The organism is Streptomyces flavovariabilis (assembly GCF_000725785.1).
Classification (GTDB): Bacteria; Actinomycetota; Actinomycetes; order Streptomycetales; family Streptomycetaceae; genus Streptomyces; species Streptomyces hawaiiensis.
In genome coordinates this window covers 185,119-207,983 of the sequence record NZ_JNXD01000009.1, presented here as the reverse complement: position 1 = coordinate 207,983, position 22,865 = coordinate 185,119, and the positions used below count along the sequence as shown (strand labels likewise).

At 69.8% G+C, this 22,865-nt stretch carries 24 protein-coding genes and 4 pseudogenes; 13 read left to right on the top strand and 15 right to left on the bottom strand.

The genetic code is table 11. The features are described 5' to 3' along the window. Positions 1-204 precede the first annotated feature (204 nt). Both IO24_RS0117990 and IO24_RS0117985 read right to left on the bottom strand, forming a co-directional pair. Entirely contained in the window at positions 205-1,368 is a 1,164-nt protein-coding gene (locus tag IO24_RS0117990) for a glycosyltransferase family 4 protein (RefSeq protein WP_031136914.1), read from the bottom strand. After that, entirely contained in the window at positions 1,365-2,501 is a 1,137-nt protein-coding gene (locus tag IO24_RS0117985; RefSeq protein WP_051905935.1) for a glycosyltransferase 87 family protein, read from the bottom strand. The genes IO24_RS0117990 and IO24_RS0117985 overlap by 4 nt, the downstream gene beginning before the upstream one ends. 143 nt (positions 2,502-2,644) lie before the next feature. Between IO24_RS0117985 and IO24_RS0117980 the strand changes: the two genes are divergently transcribed. Next, positions 2,645-3,850, top strand: a complete 1,206-nt coding sequence (locus IO24_RS0117980; RefSeq protein WP_031136912.1) for a sensor histidine kinase — start codon at positions 2,645-2,647, stop codon at positions 3,848-3,850. Between the two features lie 5 nt (positions 3,851-3,855). After that, the gene (locus IO24_RS0117975; protein WP_031136910.1) at positions 3,856-4,539 is read left to right on the top strand and encodes a response regulator; all 684 of its coding nucleotides are present in this window, start codon (positions 3,856-3,858) and stop codon (positions 4,537-4,539) included. A 612-nt stretch (positions 4,540-5,151) separates the two neighbouring features. Here IO24_RS0117975 and IO24_RS0117965 read toward each other — a convergent pair. Further along, on the bottom strand, positions 5,152-5,460 hold the full coding sequence (locus tag IO24_RS0117965) for a hypothetical protein (protein ID WP_031136906.1): 309 nt from the start codon (positions 5,458-5,460) through the stop codon (positions 5,152-5,154). A gap of 25 nt (positions 5,461-5,485) precedes the next feature. On the opposite strand from IO24_RS0117965, the gene IO24_RS42105 reads away from it, so the two are divergent. Then, the gene (locus tag IO24_RS42105; RefSeq protein WP_157851268.1) at positions 5,486-5,650 is read left to right on the top strand and encodes a hypothetical protein; all 165 of its coding nucleotides are present in this window, start codon (positions 5,486-5,488) and stop codon (positions 5,648-5,650) included. A gap of 98 nt (positions 5,651-5,748) precedes the next feature. On the opposite strand, the gene IO24_RS45200 is transcribed toward IO24_RS42105, so the two are convergent. Beyond that, positions 5,749-6,108, bottom strand: coding sequence for an NAD(P)/FAD-dependent oxidoreductase (locus tag IO24_RS45200; protein ID WP_338055581.1), 360 nt, complete (start codon positions 6,106-6,108; stop codon positions 5,749-5,751). Here IO24_RS45200 and IO24_RS46490 point away from each other — a divergent pair. Continuing rightward, a pseudogene (locus IO24_RS46490) lies at positions 6,059-6,184 on the top strand (IS630 family transposase); the annotation flags it as partial. The gene IO24_RS45200 and the pseudogene IO24_RS46490 overlap by 50 nt on opposite strands. A gap of 105 nt (positions 6,185-6,289) precedes the next feature. Here IO24_RS46490 and IO24_RS0117955 read toward each other — a convergent pair. The 4 genes from IO24_RS0117955 to IO24_RS0117940 all read right to left on the bottom strand — a co-directional run bounded on the left by IO24_RS0117955 (position 6,290) and on the right by IO24_RS0117940 (position 9,279). Beyond that, positions 6,290-6,673, bottom strand: a complete 384-nt coding sequence (locus IO24_RS0117955; protein WP_031136905.1) for an AQJ64_40280 family protein — start codon at positions 6,671-6,673, stop codon at positions 6,290-6,292. A gap of 240 nt (positions 6,674-6,913) precedes the next feature. Next, positions 6,914-7,234 carry a hypothetical protein gene (locus tag IO24_RS46485; RefSeq protein ID WP_234335252.1) on the bottom strand — a complete coding sequence of 107 codons (321 nt, stop codon included), beginning with the start codon at positions 7,232-7,234 and terminating at the stop codon, positions 6,914-6,916. Between the two features lie 15 nt (positions 7,235-7,249). After that, on the bottom strand, positions 7,250-8,029 hold the full coding sequence (locus IO24_RS0117945) for an aminoglycoside adenylyltransferase domain-containing protein (protein WP_157851266.1): 780 nt from the start codon (positions 8,027-8,029) through the stop codon (positions 7,250-7,252). Positions 8,030-8,610: 581 nt separating this feature from the next. Beyond that, positions 8,611-9,279, bottom strand: a complete 669-nt coding sequence (locus IO24_RS0117940) for a GntR family transcriptional regulator (RefSeq protein WP_031136900.1) — start codon at positions 9,277-9,279, stop codon at positions 8,611-8,613. Between the two features lie 116 nt (positions 9,280-9,395). Here IO24_RS0117940 and IO24_RS0117935 point away from each other — a divergent pair, with 116 nt between their 5' ends. The 6 genes from IO24_RS0117935 (at position 9,396) to IO24_RS0117910 (ending at position 14,137) form a co-directional block, all read left to right on the top strand. Further along, positions 9,396-9,827, top strand: coding sequence for a VOC family protein (locus IO24_RS0117935; RefSeq protein WP_031136898.1), 432 nt, complete (start codon positions 9,396-9,398; stop codon positions 9,825-9,827). Positions 9,828-9,876: 49 nt separating this feature from the next. Further along, entirely contained in the window at positions 9,877-10,527 is a 651-nt protein-coding gene (locus tag IO24_RS0117930) for an NAD(P)H-binding protein (protein WP_031136895.1), read from the top strand. A 31-nt stretch (positions 10,528-10,558) separates the two neighbouring features. Beyond that, a complete protein-coding gene (locus tag IO24_RS46475) occupies positions 10,559-10,897 on the top strand; it encodes an SRPBCC family protein (RefSeq protein WP_051905932.1) in 339 nt (112 codons plus the stop codon). Between the two features lie 62 nt (positions 10,898-10,959). After that, the gene (locus IO24_RS0117920) at positions 10,960-12,069 is read left to right on the top strand and encodes an NADH:flavin oxidoreductase/NADH oxidase (protein ID WP_031136893.1); all 1,110 of its coding nucleotides are present in this window, start codon (positions 10,960-10,962) and stop codon (positions 12,067-12,069) included. A gap of 366 nt (positions 12,070-12,435) precedes the next feature. After that, positions 12,436-12,864 carry a hypothetical protein gene (locus IO24_RS0117915; RefSeq protein WP_420823218.1) on the top strand — a complete coding sequence of 143 codons (429 nt, stop codon included), beginning with the start codon at positions 12,436-12,438 and terminating at the stop codon, positions 12,862-12,864. A gap of 376 nt (positions 12,865-13,240) precedes the next feature. After that, positions 13,241-14,137, top strand: coding sequence for an aminoglycoside phosphotransferase family protein (locus tag IO24_RS0117910; RefSeq protein ID WP_031136889.1), 897 nt, complete (start codon positions 13,241-13,243; stop codon positions 14,135-14,137). 216 nt (positions 14,138-14,353) lie between these two features. On the opposite strand, the gene IO24_RS0117905 is transcribed toward IO24_RS0117910, so the two are convergent. After that, positions 14,354-14,725, bottom strand: a complete 372-nt coding sequence (locus tag IO24_RS0117905) for a VOC family protein (RefSeq protein ID WP_031136887.1) — start codon at positions 14,723-14,725, stop codon at positions 14,354-14,356. Between the two features lie 486 nt (positions 14,726-15,211). Between IO24_RS0117905 and IO24_RS0117900 the strand changes: the two genes are divergently transcribed. Beyond that, a complete protein-coding gene (locus tag IO24_RS0117900) occupies positions 15,212-15,796 on the top strand; it encodes a DinB family protein (protein WP_031136886.1) in 585 nt (194 codons plus the stop codon). A 135-nt stretch (positions 15,797-15,931) separates the two neighbouring features. Here the strand turns inward: IO24_RS0117900 and IO24_RS40755 are convergent. The 5 genes and pseudogenes from IO24_RS40755 to IO24_RS0117875 form a co-directional block, all read right to left on the bottom strand. Then, positions 15,932-17,088 (bottom strand): annotated as a pseudogene (locus IO24_RS40755) (LLM class flavin-dependent oxidoreductase). Between the two features lie 34 nt (positions 17,089-17,122). After that, positions 17,123-18,313: an SfnB family sulfur acquisition oxidoreductase gene (locus IO24_RS0117890; RefSeq protein ID WP_031136885.1), complete on the bottom strand. Its 1,191-nt coding sequence runs from the start codon at positions 18,311-18,313 to the stop codon at positions 17,123-17,125. Continuing rightward, entirely contained in the window at positions 18,310-18,867 is a 558-nt protein-coding gene (ssuE, locus tag IO24_RS0117885) for an NADPH-dependent FMN reductase (RefSeq protein ID WP_031136883.1), read from the bottom strand. The genes IO24_RS0117890 and ssuE overlap by 4 nt, the downstream gene beginning before the upstream one ends. 12 nt (positions 18,868-18,879) lie before the next feature. Next, positions 18,880-20,097 (bottom strand): acyl-CoA dehydrogenase family protein, encoded by a 1,218-nt coding sequence (locus IO24_RS0117880; protein WP_031136882.1) that lies wholly within the window; start codon positions 20,095-20,097, stop codon positions 18,880-18,882. 27 nt (positions 20,098-20,124) lie between these two features. Beyond that, a pseudogene (locus tag IO24_RS0117875) lies at positions 20,125-20,595 on the bottom strand (LLM class flavin-dependent oxidoreductase); the annotation flags it as partial. Here IO24_RS0117875 and IO24_RS0117870 point away from each other — a divergent pair. Together IO24_RS0117870 and IO24_RS0117865 are read left to right on the top strand one after the other, a co-directional pair. After that, positions 20,588-20,935, top strand: a pseudogene (locus IO24_RS0117870) (LysR family transcriptional regulator substrate-binding protein); the annotation flags it as partial. The pseudogenes IO24_RS0117875 and IO24_RS0117870 sit on opposite strands and share 8 nt — an antisense overlap. Before the next feature lie 267 nt (positions 20,936-21,202). Continuing rightward, complete coding sequence (locus IO24_RS0117865) at positions 21,203-21,913, top strand: hypothetical protein (RefSeq protein WP_031136877.1); 711 nt, start codon at positions 21,203-21,205, stop codon at positions 21,911-21,913. A gap of 218 nt (positions 21,914-22,131) precedes the next feature. On the opposite strand, the gene IO24_RS0117860 is transcribed toward IO24_RS0117865, so the two are convergent. After that, a complete protein-coding gene (locus IO24_RS0117860) occupies positions 22,132-22,740 on the bottom strand; it encodes a pyridoxamine 5'-phosphate oxidase family protein (RefSeq protein WP_051905931.1) in 609 nt (202 codons plus the stop codon). Between the last annotated feature and the right edge of the window lie 125 nt (positions 22,741-22,865).

Below are 22,865 nucleotides of genomic sequence, written 5' to 3'. Positions count from 1 at the left end.
ACGAAAGGCGTCGGCCCCGGCGGCCGGTAGCGGGCCCTGGCCGTGGAGGGCCTGCGTGATCGGAGTCATCATCACCAGGCTCACCGGCATCTGGACCGCGACCAGGTGGTGCCGGCCGCCCGCGGCTTCGGTGACCAGGATCATCGGGCTCGATCAGCGCCCAAGGTTCGTCGGACAGGTCGCTCGGGTACGGCTTGCGCACACTCACCCTGTTGCTCCCGCTGTATGGAGCAGCCCCGCCAGAGTTGTGTAGGAGCGGTCCCAGGTCCATTCCGTTTGGACCCAGTGGCGGCCCTTCGCGCCCATCTCGTGGGCGAGTTCGGGGTTGCGGAGGAGTCTGGTCAGGCGGTCCGCCGTCGCCGCCACCGAGCGGCCGTCGACGACATGGCCGGTCTCGCCGTCGCGTACCGCTTCGGGGGCACCGCCCGAGTCGCCTGCCAGGACGGGGAGTCCGGATGCGGCGGCCTCCAGGTAGACGATGCCCAGGCCCTCCACCTCCATGCCGTGTCTGCGGGTGCGGCAGGGCATGGCGAAGGCGTCGGCGGCGGCGTAGAAGGAGGGGAGAGCGTGGTGGGAGTGGCCGCCTGCGAAGACAACCGAGTCCAATACACCTTCGTCTGAGGCAAGTTGGCGTAGTTCGGGAGCGTAAGGGCCGTCGCCGACCAGGAGGAGCATGGCGTCCGGGACCGCCCTGCGGATCCAGGGCAGCGCCCTGATCAGGGTGTCCTGGCCCTTGCGCGGGACCAGCCGGGCCGCGCACAGGATCACCGGGCGGCGGCCCAGGCCGTAGCGTGCCCGCACCGGGCCGCCGTCCAGGAAGGGGTGGAAGGCCGTGGTGTCCACGCCGGGGACCAGACGTGCGGTGCGGGTCCCGGGAGCGAGGGCCGCCTCGATCGGCCGGCGGGTGCGCGCGCCCAGCCAGGTAAGGACGTCGACCTCCGAGCCGATGCGGCGCAGCAGGGCCCTGGCCCCGGGGGTGCGGGCCCACCACACCTCGTGGCCGTGCGTGGTGGCGACGACGGTACGGATGTCCGTCGTCTGCCGCAGTCGGCCCGCCATCAGGCCGTGCGGCGCCGCCGCGCCGAACCACACCCGGTCGCAGCCGTACCGGCGGGCCACGTATGCGGCGTGCGCGGTGGCCCGGGGAGTGGGCAGGAGGGTGCGTACCCGGTGGCGGATCACCGCGTATCGAAAGGACTCGTCGGATGCCGACTCCGCCGTGGCCGGGCTCGGCGTCGAGGTGAAGACGACCACCTCGTCGGGTGGGAAACGGTCGGCCAGCTCACGGACGAACGTCTCGATGCCGCCCTGCCTGGGCGGGAAGTCGTTGGTGACGATCAGCGTGCGAGGGCGGGAGTTGTTCGTCATACGAGGGCCTTCTCCCTGGAAGGGGCGAGAGGGGTGACAGTGGTGCTGCCGCGCAGCGACATCCGGTACGCCGGCGCCCCGAGCACCAGCGAATAGACCAGGTAGCCGAAACGGGTCGCGGGCATTAGGGCCATCGCCAGGCCCAGACCGAGCGCGAGCCGGGCGGCCGCCACTCGTGCCGTCCCCGGCGGCCGCACCACCAGCGACACCGCGATCAGCAGCGCGCTCACCGCGAGGAGCGCGAGCGCGATCACCCTGCCGCCGGGGAGGTACGTCGCGAGCAGATGGCCGGGCAGCGGGCTCGCGGCCGGCGAGGTGGTGTCGGTGAGGCCCAGCGGGAAGGCGATGACGCTCCGGTAGAAGCCAGAGGGGTTAGCGAGGGCGAAGGGCAGCACCGCCGCCGTCGCGGTGGACAGGGCCACGGCCGCGTACCGCAGTGCGGGTCGGCCGCCCCGGCGTACCGCGATCAGCGCCAGCGCCACGGGCAGCGCGGGCCAGGCTGTCCACTTGAGCGCGGCGGCGGCGCCGAGCACCAGCCCCGCGCGGCCCGGCCGCCCCTGCCCGGCGAGTGCGACGCCGAGGCACATCAGGCCGACGACCGGAAGGTCGATCCCGCCCACCGTGAGGGGGAGCGCGACCAGAGGGCAGGCGAGCAGCCAGGCTCGGTGCAGGCCGGCCGCAGCGAGGGCCGCCACGAATGCACCGCCCAGCCACCAGCGCGCATCCCCGGGCAGCACACCGAAGAGAGCCATCCCGGGCAGGTAGGGGTTGAAGTCGGCGACGGCCGTAGGGGCGGTGACGTACGGGCTGCCGGTCGTGAGCAGTAGCTGCCCCGACCGCTCGACGACCGCGACCTCCAGCTGCCCGAGCCCGGCCGTCACCAGACAGACGAGCGGCACCACGACGGCCCCCGCCACCGCGACCACCCGGGCGGCGGGACGGGAGCGCGCACCGCACGCCAGGACCGCCGCGACCGCGTAGCCCGCCCCCGCCACCACCCCCCATACTCGGTGCGGTCCCAGATCCGATGCCAGGGCGAGCGCCAGCGCGACGACCGCGCAGCCGGCCCACGCGTACCGCTCGTGACGTAAGTACTGGATGTGTCGCACGTACCGTTCAAGACTCTTCGTCATGTCCATCGACGGTAGGAACCCGCAGGTCGAAGGGCGTCAACCAAGACTCCGGACCTGGGACTCAACCCGTGGCATGACATCCGGCCGCAGGCTCAACCCGTGCGGCGATGCGCGCACCCCGTGCCGGCACGGACCATGGATGTATGCGCACGTCCCTTCAGCAGCGGTTCCGCGCCTGGATCGCCGCGCCCGCCTACCCCTGGGTCACCGGCGGTGCCCTGACGGTCGGTGCCGTGGCGGAGCTGATCGTCTTTCCCGGATCCGTGACCACCACGATCGGGGTCCTCGTCTCCTCCGCCTCGCTGATGTGGCGACGGTCGTTCCCGCCCGTCGCGGTACTCACGGTCGCCGCGGGGCTGCTCGGATTCGCCGGGGACGTCAACCTGTACGTCTCGATCATGGCGAGCGGGCTGATCGGCTGCTACACCCTGGGCCGTAACCGGGTACTGCACCCCGCGGTGACCGTCGCGGGCGCCGCGCTCGGGGCCCTGTGCGTGAACCTGGTGCACATCAACACCTGGTCGCGAATGGAACTGCCGGTGCCCGCGCTCTGGGAGAAGGGCTCGCTCAGTCTGTTCGCCGAGTCGTTCCTGCTGACCGTGGTCATCTTCGGGGCCGTGATGATGGGTGACGCGGTACGTTCCCGGGAGGAGACCCGCAAGGAACGGAACCTGGCCCAGGCCCAGTTGATCGCCCTGGAGCGGCAGCAGGCCGCCGAGGCCGAGCGGGCCGCCATCGCCCGTGAGCTGCACGACATCGTCTCGCACTCGGTGTCGATGATCGCCGTGCAGGCCGAGAGCGCCACGTACACCACCCCCGGGCTCACTCCCGAGGCCCGCGACGGCTTTCAGCAGATCGCCGGCACCGCCCGCTCCTCGATGGCCGAACTGCGCCGCCTCCTCGGTGTCCTGCGCACCCCCCAGGGCGAGGGGGACATGGCCCTCACCACCCCGCAGCCGACCCTCGACCATCTCGCCGAACTGGTCGAGCAGCACCGGGCGGTGGGCGGTGAGGCCGAGCTGAGGGTCACCGGGGAGAAGGTCTCGCTGCCCGCCGCGTGGGAGCTGTCCGCCTACCGGATCACCCAGGAGGCGCTGACCAACGCGCGCAAGCACGCGCCCGACGCCCGTACCGTTGTGGAGATCGACTACGGCGCCGACCGGCTGCTCACGCTGCGCATCCAAGACGACGGCCCGGGCCCGGCACCCGGTTCAGGCTCCGGCGCGGGCCATGGCCTGACCGGGATGCGGGAGCGGGCGGCCCTGGTCGGCGGTCGGCTCAGCGCGGGCGCGGGCCCGGACGGAGGTTTTCTGGTGAAGGCGGAGCTTCCCTGGGGGACGACCGGGTGATCGGCATGGAGAAGGAGTTGGGTGTGATCAGGGCACTGGTCGCCGACGATCAGGCGGTCGTCCGCACCGGCTTTGTGAACCTCCTCAACACTCAGGAGGACATCGAGGTCGTGGGTGAGGCCGCGGACGGTGTGCAGGCGGTACGCATCGCCGCCGAGACCCGGCCCGATCTCGCGCTCCTCGACATCCGGATGCCGCACAAGAACGGCATCGAGGCGGCCCGCGAGATTCTGGCCGGGGCCGGGGGCACGACGAGGGTTCTTATGCTGACGACCTTCGGCCTGGACGAGTACGTGTACGACGCGCTCGCGGCCGGCGCGGGCGGCTTCCTGCTCAAGGACGCGACCTTTCCCGAACTGCTGCACGCGGTGCGAGTGGTGGCGGCAGGGAACGCGCTGCTCTCGCCCGAGATCACCAAGCGGGTGATCGGCGAGTTCGTGCATGCGCGGACGTCGCGGCTGCCGGTTCACTCCGTGGGGGAACTCACGGCGCGTGAGGCGGAGGTGCTTACCTTGATCGCTCGGGGGCTGTCCAATACGGAGATCGCGAGCCGGCTCACGATCACGGAACACACCGTGAAGACCCATATCAACCGGCTCTTCGCGAAGCTGGAGCTGCGGGATCGGGCGCAGGCCGTGATCATGGCTTATGAGTTGGGGCTGGTGCGGGTGGGAGGCGGGGTCGGCTGAGGGATCTCTTCCCGGCCTACTGGGCCTCCACAGCAGACATGACTCGCCGCCTCACCATGCCCAGTCCGTCCTGGCGCGAGCCCCCCAGGCGGCCGCGTGAACATCACCGAACTCCTCACCGGCCTTCAGGCCCCGCCACGACGCGGCCACCACCCGGGCCGGCGAAGTCGGGACCAGATCGAGCGCCTCACCGCCACCCTCAGCGAGACCGAAGCGCGCCTCGCGGACCTCAACACCACCCGGAAGGTCATCGCCGAACTCGCACCGCCGGGACCGCACCGGCTCCACCCGAGACGACCACCGCCTACCAGACCATCCTGAACGTCACGCGTAGCCGCCTCGGACGCCTCTCCCGACAAGACTTCCTCACTCAACCCGGACGAGGCCCCTATCCGAAACGGACTCAACGCCCTCTCACAGCAGTCGAGCGGCCCTCGGCCGCTGTGGAAGACATGGTGCGTGACGTGGACGCTGCCGGAACCGATGCTGAGCTACGCCCCTACCCGAGCCGCGACGGCGGCCGGGGCGGGCCGCGGAGATGAAATGGGGCGGGTTCCGGACGCTGGTCTCCGTCGACACGAGGAACGCCGACGCCGTACAGATCTTGCCGTTCTATACAGCCATGCCGTCGATGACGCAGTAGGCGACGTACAGCCCATACAGGGCGAGGAGCGCGCCAAGAAATCGTGTCCACGCGGGCAGGGTTCGGCGCTGATGGGTGTGCCACGTGCGTGGAAGGCGCACGACGGCGGAAACGGCACCGAGTGCAGTGATCGCTGTGAACACCCAGAAGAGCACGGGCCGGTCATTCGCGGGCGCTCTCTGCACACCGGCGTTGCCGATGATGAGCAGGAGGTAGGGGGCGATGTACTGAGCCGGGTTGAACTCCCGAACCGTCTCAGAGCTACCGGAATCGATCATGGGCTGCCTCCGAAGCATGGTAGGTGTGCGCGGGACGGACGAGAGCCGCGGCGTCGCCTGCGACGAGTACGCGCCCGCGGGCCAGTGGGGAGCCGGGGTGGCGGCACCGGGTCAGGTGGCCGGTGTCATGGAGGGGACGGGGACCGAGAAGTCCGTGGCGTTCGAGGAAGTCGTCCTTGTAGGCGCGTAGGGCGGCGGGCTCGCCGCGGGCGGCCACCACTCCGGCGGTGCAGACGTCACCTTTGGGGAAGACCCAGCCGAAGGAGCCCGGCAGCGGCCCCCACTCCATCAGGTGACGGCCTCGCCAGCGGTCGGCCGTCCGTGTGTCGACCGGCACTTCGGCCTCCGGGCGAGGTCGACCTGTGCGCACCGCACTCCTACGTATCGGGCGACTCTGCTGGCGCTGCCGTCGGCGCCGACGACGGCTCGGGCGCGCAGCGTGTCGCCGCGGTTGGTCTTCACGGTGACGGTGTCGCCCTGTTGCTGCAGGGTGGTCAGCGCGGTGCTGTCCCGGACCTCCGCGCCTGCCGCGGCGGCGGCTTCGGTCAGCGCCGCGTCGAGTTCGCTGCGATGCGCGCCGCCCGGCGCGACGGCGCACCGTGCCCTGCACGCCTGGCTGCGTCGGCGCAACGCCGATGCCCGCCGCAGCAGCGTCCTGGCCGCCGAGCGCAAGGAACGCGCCCACGTCCGAAGCGAGAGAGGCATCCGCTGGGCGGATGCCCCCTCAAAACCGCGGTCTGAACAAAAACGGCGAACTACGCCGTCGCAGCACGAGTTGGACCGGTCAGCTATGTGGGCACTCGCGCAGAGTGTCCGAGCAGGCTGTGGGTCAGGTAAGGGGATGAAGGCCCCACACGTTCTGGAGAGCTGTCTGCACGTCCTTCCCGAGAACCATGTGCGTCGTCCCGCCTGGCAGGGTGGGCAGCTCTGCCCAGTGAGTCACGGTTTCGTCACTGGTAAGGCCGTAGGGCAAACGGACGACTTCGTCGGAGTCGACGAAGCAGTTTCTGTGCTCTGCCCCGTCCTCACTCCAGTGCAGAGTCGTGAAGTACATCGGCCTCACCAGCCAAAATTCCTCACCCAACGCCGTATCGGACTCAGTGACGCTGTCAGCCGGATACCGCCCCGTGATCGCTGCTGCCACCGGTGTACCGCTCCGGGGCAGTCTGTCGCGTGCGTCAACCCACGTCACCGCGGTGTTCAGATTCGTCATCTCCACCCTCGCTCAGGCAAGTCGTCTTCTGCCCATGTGCCGACCCGTCGGCAACGGCACTGCCCCGGCCCCGGCCCCGGCCCCGGCCCCGGCCCCGGCACCAGGCAAGACCGCTTGGCGTTCGCGAAGGTTGCCCCAACGCTTCGTGACGCACGATTCGTGGCAGGGTTACTTCCGTCCAGTCCCCGTCCAGGAGCATCCACACCCCGAAGAGGGCGTCGTTCTCGCAGACAGACGCTGTCACTCGCTCCCAGGCTCCGCTGGCGTATCTGGGTGCTTGTCCAGGAAGGCGTTGATGAACTCCACCCCGAAGGCGTGTGTGTCCGCGGAGACGTCAGAAGGCGACTCGCCGAACCACAGGACGGTCTCGGTGTTGCGTGTGGCCTCATCGAGCCACTTACGAAGTCTGCCGAGCCGTCCTCCGCTCAGCCGGACCGCGGCCTGGTGCACGCGTTCACACTCCGGGCCTGGATAGAGATCAAGGAGTGACAGGGCTTTCGCAGCATCGTCATACGAGAAGGTGGTGTCGCAGAGCTGACGTGTTGCAGGTGACACGGCCATGCCCGTCATCCCTGACTATCGGTCACTGCTGTCCTGGGAATCCAGTGCAGGCCCGCGCTGGCCCAGTCGGCCACGCGCAGCCGTCACAAACGCGGCGGCTGCGGACGTCGTCGGTCCTGTACGTCCGTCACGTTGGTGGTCGATGGCCGCGGCCACGACCGCGTTGGCCCCGTGGCGGGCCAGGTACCAATGGCCGCCGTCGAGTTTGGAACACAGCTGCCCGTCATCGGCGAATCGCAGCGCACGGCAGGCATTGAGGACGGCATACGTTGCGTTCGCATGCTCCAGTGCCCACTCCAGTTCGCTGATCATCGCCGCACTGACGCGGTCGGCAGGAACGGGCCCGAAGACCTCGGCAGCTGGGGGACCGTAGACGGCGAGCGCATGTGCCCGGCACACGGCACAGTGCAAGACCAGGTCAGTATCACCGGCGAGGTTGATTCCGGGGATGACCGCGGTCTCAGTCGCGTTGGCGCGAATGTGGACCTCGAACGGACAGGAATCGAGACCGGCCGCGGTCGCTGCGGTGATGACGCTCATCTCCAGTCCTGTGCCGGGGCACCGCGCTGCGGTCTCCACCACCGCCCGGCCCATCGCCTGCTGGTCGACCTCAGTGCCGGGCTCAGCGACCACGGCCAGCACATCCACGTCACTGCGCGCAGCACTGAATCCGCCCAGTACAGCCGAGCCATGCACATAGACACCAACTAGGTCTGGGCGCACAGCGGCGAGACCTAGCGATACCTCAGCGACATAACAGACGACTTCAGACGGAACATGAGCATGGGTAGCCACGGGGCCGAGCATATTGGCGACCCTCCGAAAGCGGCAGGTCTCCGGGAGTGCCCTGGCCGCTCAGTCAAGGCTCTCGTCCTGTCGCCGGCTCGGGGAGAGGCGGCCGAGTGCCAGCCGGGCCACACGCGGCCAGTCGGCCGCCCCGCCGCCGACTCGCGGTGGGTGGGGGCGACGGCGCGCCACACGCACCCGGAGCACCCCGGGCGCGCTGCGGCACACAACGGGTGACGGCAGGACGACGTGTTCCCCGTCGATGCCCACCGGGAGGCTGTCCGTGCCAGTTTCGACGACGACTTCCCCGGCACTCAGCCGGATGAGTCCTCCGGAGCTCGGACCGCCCAGGATCCGCGCGGCCGAGCGGGCCGAACTCGTCCATGCAGAAGACGACTTCGGGCTCGCCGTACCGCTCGGCGGCGTGATCCGGGTCGATGGCCAGCACGCCGCCCGGTGCCTCGCCCTGCCCGGGGGGAGTCGGCTTTTTTGGGGGTGCCTGGTGGGTCGCCCAGGCGTCATCCGTGGTGGCGTAGCCGTGGCCCTCGGAAACTTTGGGCCGACTGGCTGTGGACGGCCGCCTGCAGCAGTCAGTTCGGGTCGGCGTTCGCGGTCACTACGTCGACGGCGTGGCGGCGGTGTGCGGCGAAGAGGTCGAGCGCGGTTTCGGTGTCGCGGGAGCGCAGCGCGGTCACGAGCCCGTGGTGTTCGCGCGGGATGCAGCCGAGGTACCCGTCGGTGCTGAGGTTGATGCGGGTCAGCAGGAACAGGTGGACCTGGCATCGGATGCCGTCCCAGGCGTCGGCGAGGCGCTGGTGGCCTGCGGCGGCGAAGACGGCGTCGTGGAAGGCGATGTCCAGTCGCACCATCTCGTGCGCGTCCGTTACGTGCTTCATGACCTCGGCCGTCTTGGCGAGGGACGCGAGGTCTTCGTCCGAGGCGCGCGTGATCACCTGGCGGACAGCCAGGTCTTCCAGTGCGCCACGCAGGCTGTCGAGCTCCGCGACATCCTCGGCAGACACCGTCGTCACTGTCGTTCCGCGATGCCACGCGCAGTGGACCAGCCCCTCACGTTCCAGCACGCGCAGTGCTTCACGGACCGGGCCGCGGCTGACATCCATCGTGACGGACAGTTCCACCTCGCGGAGCTGGGCACCGGGGGCGTAGACCCCGCTGAAGATGGCCTCGCGGATCCGGTCCGCGACCTCGTCGGACAGGCCGCGACGGCGGGCCGGAGACACCTTGCCCTGATCACTCATGTCTGGCTTGCACCTCCTCCGAGCACGTCCTAATGTTAACATCATTCGAGTGTCTCATTGTTAACATTAGGACAACTAGCTAAACCCTCTGGACCCCACTCTCGGAAGGCAGTGTCATGAGCGTTCTTGCGTCCCCGATCCCGCGGTTCCACCTGGCCGTGCCGGTCGACGACCTGTCCGCCGCGCGTCGCTTCTACGGCGACGTGCTGGGTCTGGAGCAGGGCCGCAGTGCGCACACCTGGGTGGACTGGAATCTGCACGGCCACCAGTTCGTCACGCACCTCGCACCGGAGCGCGCGCAGCGCATACACAACCCGGTCGACGGTCACGACGTCCCGGTACCGCACTTCGGGCTGATCCTGACGATCCCCGCCTTCCAGTGCCTCGCCGACCGACTGCGTGCGGCGGGCACCGAGTTCGTCATCGAGCCCTACGTCCGCTTCGAGGGCCAGCAAGGCGAGCAGCACACGATGTTCCTCCTCGACCCGGCCGGCAACGCCCTGGAGTTCAAAGCGTTCGCTGACGACTCCCAGGTGTTCGCTGCCTGACCGGCAGACACCACACCCCTTTTCCACCCACGAAAGACGGGACGAACTCATGAAGGTCTTCCAGATCGGCGCTGCCGGTGGAGTCGGCCGCCGTCTCACCCAACTCCTCACAGCGCGCGGGGACTCGGCGACCGGCATGCACCGCGGGCCCGATCAGGGCGAGACCGTGCGAGCGGCCGGCGGGAAACCGGTGATCGGCGACCTCATCAGCGACACGGTCGACGACCTCGCGCAGAAGATGCAGGGCCATGACGCGGTGGTCTTCTCGGCCGGCGCGCACGGCACCGGCATGGACAAAACGACCCTGATCGACGGCAAGGGCCTGCAGAAGGCCGCCGACGCGGCCGCGCTCGCCGGGGTGACGCGGTTCGTCCTGGTCTCGGTTTTCCCCGACGCGCTGCGCGGCGGCGAGGCCGGTGAGGGGTTCGAGCACTACATCAAGGTCAAGAAGAGCGCCGACGTGTACCTGACGCGCACCGATCTCGACTGGCTGATCGTCCGTCCCGGAACCCTGCTGGACTCCCCCGGCACCGGCCGGGTCACGGCGGGCCCGGCCGTCGAGTACGGCGACGTGCACCGCGACGATGTCGCCGCGTTCATTGACGCCGCCCTGCATGAGCTCACCCTGGGCCGCGTCATCGTCGAGCTGACCTCCGGCGACACCCCCGTCGCAGACGCGGTCGCCCGCCTCACCGCCTGAGCCTGGCCCCCACCAGAGAAGGACGGCCACCATGACTGCGATCGATTCGTACGGCCACGGCGTCTCGGGCGAGCGCGAGTTCGGCTTCGCCCAGGCCATCAAGGCTACTTCGGCGACCACCGCCCCACCAGCAGCGCCATCGGCGTCGCCCACCTTCCCCGGCCAGCTCATCGAGACCGCCTTCGTCATCGACACCCGGCTGTACCGCTCGACGCTGCACGTCCAGCCCGTCGCCGATACCGGTGGCGCCTTCCTCAGCCGGCACGCCAGCTTCGATCCGGCCGAGGGAGCCACCGGCCAGGAAGCCACCACGGTTCTCGAAGCGGCCTACGCCCCGGCCGTCGCGGGCCTCCACACGATCATCGCCTGACCTCCGACGGCAGCCGGGCCCGCGCTGTCATCGATCACCGACCACGAAAGAAGCACCCCCGCATGAGTTCCCTGTTCACCCCCTTCACCCTGCGTTCCCTTCAGATACCCAACCGGGCGTGGATGTCCCCGATGTGCATGTACTCCGCCGCCCCCGAAGGCGAGGAGACCGGGGTGCCGACCGACTTCCACCTCACCCACTTGGCCTCCCGCGCCGCCGGCGGCGCCGGTCTGGTCATGGCCGAGGCCACCGGTGTCCGCCCCGACGGGCGCATCAGCCCCTGGGACCTGGGCCTGTGGAACGACCGCCAGCAGGCGGCGTTCACCCGCATCACCGCGGCCGTCAAGGCCCACGGCGCCGTCCCCGCCATTCAGCTCGCCCATGCCGGCCGCAAGGCATCGGTGGACAAGCCTTGGCTGTCCGACCGCTACCTGTCCGGGTCCGAGGGCGGCTGGCAGCCCGTCGCCCCCAGCGCGATCGCTTACGACGGCCTTGCTGTCCCGCACGAGCTGACCGTGGAAGAGATCCAGCAGCTCGTACGCGACTTCGCCGACTCCGCCCGGCGCGCCCTGGCCGCCGGCTTCCAGGTCGCCGAGGTCCACGGCGCCCACGGCTACTTGATCAACTCCTTCCTCTCCCCGGCCTCCAACCACCGCACCGACGCCTACGGCGGAAGCTTCGAGAACCGGCTCCGCTTCGCTCTCGAGGTCGTCGACGCCGTCCGCGCCGTGTGGCCCGAGGACCTGCCGGTCTTCTTCCGCACCTCGGCCACCGACTGGCTGACCGAGAACCCCGAGGACACCCGCGAGGGCTGGACCGGGGACGACACCGTCCGCCTCGCCAAGGAACTCCAGGCCCGCGGCGTAGACCTGCTCGACGTGTCCACCGGCGGCACGGTCCGCGACGCCAAGATCGTCCCCGGACCGAACTACCAGGTCCCCTTCGCCACTCAGGCCCGCCAGGCCACCGGCATCCCCACCGCCGCCGTCGGCATCATCACGGAGCCACGGCAGGCCGAGGACATCATCACCAGCGGGCAGGCCGACGCCGTCTTCCTCGGCCGCGAACTGCTCCGCAACCCCTACTGGGCCCAGCACGCCGCGCTCGCACTCGACGCCGAGCCGACCTGGCCCGACCAGTACGCCTACGTCGTCAAGCGCCGCAAGCGCTGACCCTCTCTCACCCCTGCACAGCCTCAAGGGCCGACGCCGGCGTCGGGGAGTGGCTCGTCGCTGATGGAGTCAGCCCTCTGGCACGAGAGAGGCGGGGGCGTGCGGGACCTCCCAGTCCAGTCCGGGCTGGGCTGGGCTGGCGAGCGGCACCGCGGCGGCATACGGGATTCAGGCCGGGCGACGAGGTGATCGGGTACGTCCGCGGCAAGGCCACGCACTACGGCCTCGACCCTGAGCCCCGGAGCGTCCCTGCAGCGTCTCGTGCCAGCTCCAACCACCCGGCGGGGTATCGCCCTCCAGTCGGCAGGGGCACGGCAGCCTCCCGCCGGATAGTCCGCGGCTCGCCCGGCCTCCAGCCTGAGAGCCATGACACAGCACGCAGACTCCCCGCCGACCCACGCACCATCCCCTGAACACGAGCGCGGTGAGCCCACGCCGGGCCCGCCCGGCGTGGGCCGGCTGGTCGGACTGGACCTGGCCCGGGGCCTGGCCGTCTTCGGCATGTACGCGGTCCATGTGGGCCCCGCCCCGGGTCAGGACGGTGTCATCGGCTTGCTGATGGAGCTGACGCAAGGCCGCTCCTCCGTCTTGTTCGCCGTGCTGGCCGGCTTCGCGGTCGCCCTCATCACCGGGCGCCGCACACCGAAGACCGGCCTGGCCGGCCGCCAGGCCGTCGCCAAGGTGAGCATCCGCGCCGTGATCCTGATTGCCCTGGGCACTGCCCTGACCAGTCTGCACGGCCAGGGCCTTCGCGGAGCGGGCGTGGTGGGGCTGCGGTGTCATGTTCCGCCGTGACGAGTGGGTGAAGCGGCGTGACGCGGTCCCTTGAGAACGCGGCGCCCCCTGTGCGTAGTGCCCTTCATGAAGCCGATCAACGAAGCGCTGTGTCGGAGCCTGGTTTGTCCGTGGTGATGCCCGCAAGGTGCAGGGCTGCCTGGCAGGCGATCGCGAGAGAGCACCGAGCGGATCATGTGGCCTGGTCTCCGCCGCCGACCAGGACTACGCCGCGCCCGAACGGACGCAGGCTGCACCGAACTTGGAGGAGAGGTCCGTCCCGAAGCCTCTGATCAGTAGCTCTCTGAAACCGAATCGGTGATGCCAGAGGAATCACAGTGAGTTGTTCCGCAGAGCGAGAGCCGCTCCGCCTGTCGCCTCGGTACTGTGACTTCGCATGACCGACACCGAGATCGAGATCACCGCAGACCTGGTTCGCGACCTGCTGCTGGAGCAACATCCAGACCTTGCAGGGCTGGCCATCCGCGAGGTGGCGGGCGGCTGGGGCAACCAAATGTGGCGTCTCGGGGACGAGTTGGCCGTGCGCATGCAGCGCATGGACCCCACCCCGGAGCTCCAGCTCAAGGAGCGGCGGTGGCTACCCGTGCTGGCTCCGCGCCTGCCGCTCCCGGTGCCCACTCCGGTGCGGTTCGGTGAACCGTCCGAGCGCTTCCCCAAGCACTGGACCGTGATGACGTGGGTTCCCGGCGAGCCGCTGGACCACGGCTCGATCAGCCGCGGCGACCACGCGGCCGACACGCTGGCGGCCTTCCTCCGGGCGCTCCACGTGGAGGCGCCCGCTGAGGCGCCGACCAGTTCGGACTTCGGCGCTCACCCCAACAAGTGCACGGACGGCTTCGATCACTTCTTTGAAGTCGTTGTCCCCGCCGGCATTGCCGACGAGGTCCGGGCCGTCTGGGATGATGCCGTTGCGGCGCCCGAGTGGGAGGGTCCGCCGGTTTGGGTGCACGGTGACCTTCATCCCGCGAACGTCGTCGTCTCGGACGGAACGCTCTCGGGCATCGTCGACTTCGGTGCCATGTGCGCCGGCGATCCGGCCTGGGACCTCGCCGCCGCATGGGTGCTGCTACCCGCGAGCACGGCCTCACGGTTCTTCGACAGGTACGCGCATGCAGACGAGGCGGCGATCCGGCGCGCCCGCGGGCTGGCCACTATGAAGAGCCTCTTCCTGATGCTCATGGGGCAGAACGGAGAGCGGGGTCTTCCCGGGGGCAAGCCGAACTGGGGCCCTGTAGGCCGGGCGGCACTCGATCGTGTTCTGAAGGGCGTTTGACGCGCGCTTCTTTGAACATGTTCACCGACTTCGGCTCCTTCGCCCTGGACGAACTCGGAGTCGTCATCCTCATGGCGATCGGTGCGTGTGACCACCTCTCCCCCGCTGCTGCCGGGCCGGGTGCCCGCAGCATCGCGCCACCTCCACGGCCGGAGAATCCACAGGTCAGCGACCTGGTTCAAGACACACTTCGACGCCGGAGCTCAGGCGCCGAGGTCAAGCTTCTTCGGGAGTGATCAGGCAGAAGGGATGGCCGACGGGATCCTCGTACACGCGGTAACCGATCGGCTTGTCCGAACCATCAAGCAGCGTCGCACCGAGGGCGAGCACCTGTTCCTCGGCTACATTGAGGTCCGCGACCATCACGTCGATGTGCATCTGCGGAGGGCGCGCGGAGTCCGTCCACCGTGGAGCGCGGAAGTTCTCCACTCGCTGGAAGGCGACCACCGGGGTGCCCGCGGCGTTCTGGAGCACGATGAAGTCGCCAGCGTCTTCCTGCCGTGACAGCGACAGCAGCTTCTCGTAGAAGCCGGCGAGCTCCCCCGGGTCGGGGCAGTCGATGACGACGGTGTACAGGCGTCCGATCATCCGGCTCACTTTGCCACAGCCGCATGTGAGCGGGCCGAAGGGCATGTGTCCAGCCCATGTTGAGAGCGAGCTCAGTGGGTGCACCTCCCCCGCCGAGTACAGCCCGTGGAATGGGTTCTGTACGAGCTGGGGAACTGGGCGAGAGAAGTGGCTCGGGAACGTGACTTCACCGCGTTGATTGCGGAAGCCGATCCAGCCGGCCACCTGGCCTGGGTCGGCACGCCGGGGCCCGCCAAAGGGGCCCCGCTGCCGACCTGCCAACCTGCCAACCATGCGATCGGACGGTCGTGGTGGGCAGATCTCGCGGGTTCCGATCCCTGCCTGGTCCGTCGCAGTGGCCGGGCCTTGGGTCTGCGGTGGCCGTGGCTCAATGCGGAGAGGGACCGTAAGGCGGTGTCTCACGTGGCAAGTTCGCGAGCTGCCAGTCGTTGCGGACCACGTGCGGGATCTTGAGACCACGAGCAGCCCATGGCAGGCTCATGCCGCATGATCGATGAATTCGCGAAAGGCGACCTGCACGGGAGACTGCGGCGGGACCGCAAGGCGCTGCTCTGGAAACTCGACGGCTTGTCCGAATACGACGCCCGCCGACCTTTGACAGCAACCGGGACCAACCTCCTCGGCCTGGTCAAACACGTGGCCACCGTCGAGGCCAGGTACTTCGGCGAGGTCTTCGACCGCCCTTCCCCGGAACCGCTGCCCCGATGGCAGGACCACAACGGCGGCGATCTGTGGGCGACCGAGGACGAGACCCGCGATCAGATCATCGGGTTCTACCGGCGCACGTGGGAACACTCGGACGCGACGATCAACGAGCTCCCCCTCGACGCCCCCGGCCACGTGCCGTGGTGGCCGGAGCCTTACCCCAACACGAACCTGTTCGCCGTCATGGTCCATGTCCTCGGCGAGTCCATCCGGCATGCCGGGCACGCTGACATTCTGCGCGAGGGCCTCGACGGCCGGACCGGGGTGCGCGCCGAACACGAGCAGCAGATCGACGAGGCAGCCCGTGCAGCCTACTGCGCGAAGATCGAGCAGGCCGCCAGGTCGGCCGCACCAATCGAGGCTTAGAGGTCGTTTACGTGACTTGATGGACCGGTCCTCGGCGATCGTCGACGCGGCCTCCGTTCGCGCCAAAAGGGGGGATCGCTGACCGGGCCGCACCCGGTCGATCGCGGCAAGAAGGGCTGCAAGCCGCACGTGCTGTCACGAACGCCCCGTGCCGGCGAACGGCACCTGCGCGGAGGGGGCCGTCCGCGGGCCGAAGGGATGCTGCCACAGTCCCTGCGCCTGAAGCCTGGGCAGGACGCCCTCGCCGAACCAGTACGCCTCCTCCAGGTGCGGATAGCCGGAGAGCACGAACTCCTCGATGCCCAGGGCCGCGTACTCCTGGATCCGCTCGGCGACCTCGTCGTGGCTGCCGACCAGGGCGGTGCCCGCGCCGCCGCGCACCAGACCGATACCGGCCCACAGGTTGGGATGGATCTCCAAGCGGTCGCGGCTGCCGCCGCCGTGCAGGGCGAGCATGCGCCGCTGCCCCTCCGACTCGCTGCGGGCGAGCCCGGCCTGGACCGAGGCCACGGTCTCCGGGTCGAATCCGTCCAGGAGCCGGTTCGCCTCCGCCCAGGCCTGCTCCGAGGTGTCGCGGGTGATGACGTGCAGCCGGATGCCGAAGCGGATGCGGCGGCCCTCCCGGGCCGCCAGCGACCGTATCCAGGCGATCCTTTCGGCCACTTGGGCAGGGGGCTCACCCCAGGTGAGGTACACGTCGACGTGCCGGGCGGCGACCTCTCCGGCGATCGGCGAGGAACCACCGAAGTAGACCTCGGGAACGGGGTCGGGCACCCGCGCCAGACGCGCGTCCTCGACCTGGAGGTGCTCGCCGTGCAGGTCGACGGTCTTGCCGGCCCACAACTCGCGTACGACCTGGAGGAACTCGCCAGTGCGGCGGTAGCGGGCGTCCTTGTCGAGGAAGTCGCCGTAGGCGCGCTGCTCATGGGCTCGCCCCCGGTGACGACGTTGAGCAGCAGGCGTCCGCCCGTCTGCCGCTGGAAGGTGGAGGCCATCTGCGCGGCGAGTGTCGGCGAGACGAAACCGGGCCGGAAGGCGACGAGGAACTTCAGCCGCTCGGTGTGCTGGGCGACCATGGCTGTGGTCAGCCATGCGTCCTCGCACCAGGCGCCAGTCGGGGTGAGGGCGCCGACGAAGCCGAGGTCCTCGGCGGCACGGGCGATCTGGCTCAGGTAGCCGACCGACGGCGGCCGGTCGCGGCCGGTCTCCGTCGCGGGGGTGCCGTGGCCGCCGCCGACGACATGCCGGCTGTCGCCGTTGGTGGGCAGGAACCAGTGGAAGGTGAGGGACACGCGGGGCTCCGATCAGGTGCGCTGGGGGTGTTCGTCAGAGAAGTCCGTGCCGGGGCGGCCTGGTGCCGTTGAGCACGTAGCGGCCGATGTGCTGGACCTTCCAGCGGGCCGGGTCGTGCAGGGAGTGGGTACGGGCGTCCCGCCAGTGGCGGTGCAGGCCCAGGGAGTCGAGGGCCGAGCGGGTCCCGGCGACCTCGAAGAGGGCGCTGCCGAGCTCCACGGCCGCCTCGGCCGCGGCCACCTTGGCGGTGGCCACGGCGATGGAGGCGGCGGCGGCCGAGTCGTCGGTCAGGTCGACGTCCGCAGTGCCGACAGCGCGGGCCGCCTCGCGGAGCAGCGCCTCGGCTGCCCGGACCCGGATCGCCAGTTCACCGAACCGCTGGATCAGCAGTGGGTCCTCCGCCGCGGTGGCGTGCCCCTCGTCGACGCTCTCGAACCACGGACGGCTCTTGGTACGGACGAACTCCACCGCCTCGGCCAGCGCACCGGAGGCGATCCCGGTGTCGATGGCCGTGTGCAGCAACTGGGCCACAGCGCCGTGGAGTTGCGGCCCCCGGAAGGTGAGGTGGTGCGGGACGACACGGTCGGCTGGGACGGGCACCGACTCCAGGCGGACGGTTCCGCTGGCGGTGGTGCGCTGCCCCATGCCGTCCCAGTCGTCGACCACGGTGAGCCCCGGGGCGTCCCGCGGCACGTACGCCACGTGCAGGGTGTCGTCCTCGGCGCGGGCGAGGACGGGGATGAAGTCGGCGAACAGAGCGCCGGTGGAGTACTGCTTGACGCCGTCGAGGACGTACGAGCCGTCCGCCTGCGGCGCGAGCCGGGTGCGGAGGTCCTGCACGTGCCGGGTTCCCGCCTCGGACTGGGCGTTGCCGAACCGTCTGCCGGCCAGTACCTCGCTGAAGAAGAACTTCCGCTGTTCGTGCGTCCCCTGCCGGCGCAGCACGCTGACGTACACGAAGTGGCTCTGCGGGATCTGGGCGAGGCTGGCGTCGGCGGTGGCCAGCAGCCGGAAGATCTCGGCGAGTGTGGTGGCGCCGACGTCGGCGCCGCCGAACTCGGCCGGTACCGACACGGCGAGCAGCCCGGACGCCGAGAGCCGCTCCACCTCCGCGTGCGGCAGCAGGCGACGGGCGTCCCGCTCGGCGGCACCCTTACGGAACTCCGCCGCGAGTGAGGCGGCGAGGGCCTCGGCGTCGTCGGCGATCACGTGTGCGGCGCTCACCCCGTGGCCGCCAGTACTGTCGTGCGGCCGCCCACGGCGGCGGAGAACTGGTCCGTGATCTGAGCCAGTGCCTCCGCCGCGCCGGGCGCGACGGCCAGGGTGCCGTCGTCGCCCGCCGTGATGTCCTTGTCGAGGGTGAACCAGCCCGGGACGATGTGCGTGGCGCCCATGGAGCTGAGCACGGGACGCAGCGCGTAGTCGATGGCCAGCACGTGGGCGGTGGAGCCGCCGGTGGCCAGCGGCAGGATCGTCTTGCCGGTCAGTGCGTACTGCGGGAGCAGGTCGAGGAGCGACTGCAGCAGGCCGGAGTAGGCGGCCTTGTAGACGGGGGTGCCGACCACGACTCCGTCCGCCTGCGCGACCAGCGCCGTGGCCTGGACGATGGCCGGGTGCCGGAAGTCCGCCCCGAGCAGGGCCTCGGCCGGCACGTCGCGGACGTCGAAGGGGATCACCTCGTGTCCCTGCGCGGTGAGCCGCTGGTCCAGGTGAAGGAGGAGGCGCGCGGTGCGGGAAGTGGCGGAGGGGCTGCCGGAGACGGACAGGATCGTGGCCATGGGAGGGACCTTTCAGGAGTACCAGGTGGGCTGCGGCAGTTCGCCGGTCAGGACGTGGCGGCCGACCTCGCGGCGCTTGTAGGCGACGGGGTCGTGGAGCGTGTGGGTGCGGACGTTGCGCCAGAAGCGGTCGAGGCCTTCGGCGGAGGCGGTGGCTCGGGCTCCGGTCACCTCGAAGATGCGGCTGGTGATCTCCAGGGCGACGTCGGTGGCGCGGGCCTTGACCGCCGCCACCCGCACCTCGAACTCGCCTCGGGCCTGCTCGGTGACCGCGTCGGGGTCGTCGTGCAGCTTCCGGCCCTCGGCGGCCACGGCGTCGGCCAGTGCCTCGACCGCCCACAGCTTGGCGGTGAGGTCGCCGTAGGTGTCGATGACGTACGGCTCGTCCACGGCGTGGTCGTGGCCGCCGTGCAGCCAGGGGCGGGACTTGGCACGGGTGTAGGTGGCGGCGGTCTCCAGGGCGCCGGCCGCGATACCGAGGTAGAAGCTGACGAAGACGAGCTGAATGGTCGGCACGTTGAGCGTGTTGTACACACGGGGCCGGAACCGCTTGTCCACGTACCCGGCGGCGACCGACCAGGGGACGCGTACGGCGTCGAGGGTGACGCCGCCGCTCTCGGTGAGGCGCTGGCCGATATTGTCCCAGTCGTCGTGGAAGGTCAGGCCCTCGCTGTCGGAGGGGACGATGGCGAAGACGTGGTCGTCGGTGCCCTCCAGGACGCCTTCGAGCACGGTCACGTCGGAGACCTTGCTGCCGGTGGAGAAGGTCTTGCGTCCGGTGAAGGTGAGAGTGTCGCCCTCGTCACGCACGACCACATCGGCGTCGCGCGGGTTGACGGCGCCGCCGAAGAACCAACGGTTGCGTGCGGCTTCGGCCTCCACTTGCTCCCACTGCTCGCGGGTGCCGACCAGACGGGCGGCCCAGTTCCACAGGTAGTGGTAGCCGAGCAGCTGGCCGATGGAGCCGTCCGCCTTGGCGACCTCGCGGACGACGCGGTAGGCGGTGGGCCAATCCTGGCCTCCTCCACCATGCTCGACCGGGCCGAGCAGGGTGACCAGGCCGGAGTCCTTCAGGAGCCGGACCTCCTCGTAGGGGGTGGCGGCGGCCTTGTCCCGGGCTGCGGCGTCGGTGGCGAGGACGGCGGCGACCTCCGAGGCGCGGGTGATCCAGCCCTGCGCGTCCTTCGGGAGGGGGGCGGTCTGCCAGTCGGTGCGTGCGACGGTGCTCATGGGGCGTCTTCCTTTCGTGGGGGGTGGTCAGACGTGTGCGGCGGCGGACGGTTCGGTCTCGGGCTGCTGCGCCTCCAGTTCGCGCACCAGGGGCAGCACCCGCTTGCCGAAGTACTCGACCTCCTCGAGGTAGTGCAGGAAGCCGAGGAGGAGGAGGTCCACGCCGAGTCGCTTGTAGGCGACGATCCGCTCGGCGATCTGCTCGGGCGTGCCGATCAGACCGGTGCGGAAGCCGTCGTTGTACTGGACGAGGTCCTCGAAGCTCGAGTCCTGCCACATGCCCTTGCCGTCGGCGGTGGACTGCCCAGCCTGCCGGACGGCGTCGCGGAATCCGTGAACGGCAGGCGTGTCGGCCTTCGCGACGATCTCGCGGAGCGTCTCGCGGGCCTCGGCCTCGGTGTCACGGGCGATGAGGAAGCCGTTGAGGCCGAACTTCGGTGCCATCCGGCCCACTTGAGCGGCGGAGGCGCGGACGACGGTGATCTGCTCGGCCGAGCCGCTGGTCGTGATGCGGTCCGGCTACGTCATGCACCGTTTCCTGCACCGTCTGCTCCGCGGCCGCGCTCCGGTCTTCTCCTACTCCACCGACGGAGCGGAGATGGGAAAGCTGATGGTCGCGGAGGGACTGGGGGCGACGGTGCTACCGGACTTCAGTGTCGTCGGGGACCCGCTGGAGCGGCGGGGCACGCTCACCGTACGGCCGCTCGCGGAGGAGGCCACCGAGGTGCTGCTGGTTCTGCAGCGCCGGCATGCCGGTTCCGTCCCGCGGGCCGTCCGCGATCTGCACGAGCTGTTCGTACGCAACGCCGGGGCGTACCGTGCCGCTTCGGGCGCGTGACGGCGGCAGTGCCAGGGCAGCTTCGCGACGACCAGGTCCCTCAGACCCGGCCTCCGCGCTACCTATGACCAATCCGGAGGATTCTGACTAGAGAATCACATAGCACTCAGACCGCCGAGATGGGGAAACCTTGATCGTTGGCAGTGCTGGACGATCACATGATTCGCCTGGAAAATGACCGGCGGACCTCCCGGCGAGGCGGCCATCCTGCAGGGAAACGGAAAAGCGCTCGACCGTCCGAGCCGGGACAAGCCAGGATCCGTATTCGTGACGACGCCGAAACAACTGACAATCCGGGCTGCCGCCCGCAACAACGCCGAGTGGTGCGCGGCGATGAGCCGATCGCACGGCCTGATGAGCGAGTTCGGGCCGCAGGCTTGGGCCGCCCCGGCCCGCACACCGCTGTACTACCCCGACGCGGTGACGCTCGTGCCAGGCGTCGACCCGGCCGCGCTGGCGGCCCGGATCGACACCACCACGGCCGGCGCCTCCGTCAAGGACAGCTTCGCCGACCTCGATCTGACCGAGGCCGGCTTCCACGTCCTGTTCGAGGCGCAGTGGATCCACCGCCCGGCGAGCGCACCCGCTATCGTGTCGGATCTTGCCTGGGACGTGGCCACCGACCCTGACACGCTGCACGCCTGGGCGTTGGCCTGGGACGACGGTAACGGCAACGCGGACCTCTTCCGGCCCGAACTGCTCGACGACCCGGCCACGTTCGTACTCGCCGGACGGTCCGCCAGCGGCCGGGTGGTCACCGGAGCGGTGGCGAACCGCAGCGACCAGGTGGTTGGAGTCTCCAACCTCTTCGCAACGGACGGCGGACCAGATGCGGCCTGGCCGGTCGTACTGGAGGCGGTGCACCGGCTGTTCCCCGCCTTGCCGGTGGTCGGCTATGAGCACGGTGATGGCCTCGAGGCCGCCATGCGCCATGGCTTCGGACCGGTCGGTCCACTGCGGATCTGGCTGCACCGATAGATCGACCTCAGACGGTCCTGACCCGCCGTTCAAGACCTCTGTCCCAAAACTGTCGCCGTCGCCGACGCGGGGCGTGAACTGCTCAGCGTGACGCTACGTCGCCCCAGACGAGCGATCGGCGAGCGCGGCGGCGCCGAGCAACCGCAAGACCACGGCCACGGCCACGGAGTCGGGCGTAGGACACCCCCCGGTGAGAAGCGCCGCTTCGGTATTTCCTCTCAGCGGGGAGCCAGCCCGTGTCGTCGGGCCGCCGCTTCGAAGTAGTCGCCGCCCTTGCGCCTGACGTCGTCCGTGCCCCATGCCTGCCCGCCGTCACCAGACGGTCCCTGCGCCCCGTCGGCGCTTGGCCGCAGTGGCGCCTTGACCAGCCTCGGTATGTGCTTCGAGCAGTGGATGTATGCCTCCTCGACCTCTACCTCCACCCACATCTGAGGACGGCGGCCGGGGACCGGATCGACGGGCAGGCCAGGGTGGGTGCGGCGCATGTCCTCATCGGTGACCAACTGGGCGCGGCCGTTGACGTGCAAACCGATACGGTCCTGGGAGAAGTCGATCATCAGGATGCCGACGTGTGGGTTCTCCTGGATGTTGCCGAGCGAGGCCATGACACCGTTCCCGCGGTACTCCGGGTATGCCAGGGTCGCGGCATCGAGCACCTGGAGGAAACCGGGCGGTCCGGCCCGGAACGTGCTGTCGCACTCCCCGTGCCTGTCGGCCGTGGCAAGGAAGAACATCTCCTGGCGGGCTATGAACTCCGTCATCCGCGGGTTGAGCCGGTCGAGCACCTGTTCGTCGTAGAACCGGTCCGCGCGGTCGACGGTGCCCATATCCTGCTGGATCTGGTGTTCTCCGTGGCTTCCGGGCCGGTCTGCCCGTTCGTCGTGGTGCAACGGTCCTCCCTGACAGGCATTCAGTCGAGTGCAGCGGTCCACTGGGCCGAGGGAGTGCGAGC

Bases quoted from the DNA above. Each gene is read 5' to 3' on its own strand.
- IO24_RS0117990 (WP_031136914.1), bottom strand. From the start codon at position 1,368: ATGACGAACAACTCCCGCCCTCGCACGCTGATCGTCACCAACGACTTC.
- IO24_RS0117985 (WP_051905935.1), bottom strand. From the start codon at position 2,501: ATGACGAAGAGTCTTGAACGGTACGTGCGACACATCCAGTACTTACGT.
- IO24_RS0117980 (WP_031136912.1), top strand. From the start codon at position 2,645: ATGCGCACGTCCCTTCAGCAGCGGTTCCGCGCCTGGATCGCCGCGCCC.
- IO24_RS0117975 (WP_031136910.1), top strand. From the start codon at position 3,856: ATGGAGAAGGAGTTGGGTGTGATCAGGGCACTGGTCGCCGACGATCAG.
- IO24_RS0117965 (WP_031136906.1), bottom strand. From the start codon at position 5,460: ATGATCGATTCCGGTAGCTCTGAGACGGTTCGGGAGTTCAACCCGGCT.
- IO24_RS0117955 (WP_031136905.1), bottom strand. From the start codon at position 6,673: ATGACGAATCTGAACACCGCGGTGACGTGGGTTGACGCACGCGACAGA.
- IO24_RS46485 (WP_234335252.1), bottom strand. From the start codon at position 7,234: ATGGCCGTGTCACCTGCAACACGTCAGCTCTGCGACACCACCTTCTCG.
- IO24_RS0117940 (WP_031136900.1), bottom strand. From the start codon at position 9,279: ATGAGTGATCAGGGCAAGGTGTCTCCGGCCCGCCGTCGCGGCCTGTCC.
- IO24_RS0117935 (WP_031136898.1), top strand. From the start codon at position 9,396: ATGAGCGTTCTTGCGTCCCCGATCCCGCGGTTCCACCTGGCCGTGCCG.
- IO24_RS0117930 (WP_031136895.1), top strand. From the start codon at position 9,877: ATGAAGGTCTTCCAGATCGGCGCTGCCGGTGGAGTCGGCCGCCGTCTC.
- IO24_RS46475 (WP_051905932.1), top strand. From the start codon at position 10,559: ATGACTGCGATCGATTCGTACGGCCACGGCGTCTCGGGCGAGCGCGAG.
- IO24_RS0117920 (WP_031136893.1), top strand. From the start codon at position 10,960: ATGAGTTCCCTGTTCACCCCCTTCACCCTGCGTTCCCTTCAGATACCC.
- IO24_RS0117915 (WP_420823218.1), top strand. From the start codon at position 12,436: ATGACACAGCACGCAGACTCCCCGCCGACCCACGCACCATCCCCTGAA.
- IO24_RS0117910 (WP_031136889.1), top strand. From the start codon at position 13,241: ATGACCGACACCGAGATCGAGATCACCGCAGACCTGGTTCGCGACCTG.
- IO24_RS0117905 (WP_031136887.1), bottom strand. From the start codon at position 14,725: ATGATCGGACGCCTGTACACCGTCGTCATCGACTGCCCCGACCCGGGG.
- IO24_RS0117900 (WP_031136886.1), top strand. From the start codon at position 15,212: ATGATCGATGAATTCGCGAAAGGCGACCTGCACGGGAGACTGCGGCGG.
- ssuE (WP_031136883.1), bottom strand. From the start codon at position 18,867: ATGGCCACGATCCTGTCCGTCTCCGGCAGCCCCTCCGCCACTTCCCGC.
- IO24_RS0117880 (WP_031136882.1), bottom strand. From the start codon at position 20,097: ATGAGCACCGTCGCACGCACCGACTGGCAGACCGCCCCCCTCCCGAAG.
- IO24_RS0117860 (WP_051905931.1), bottom strand. From the start codon at position 22,740: ATGGGCACCGTCGACCGCGCGGACCGGTTCTACGACGAACAGGTGCTC.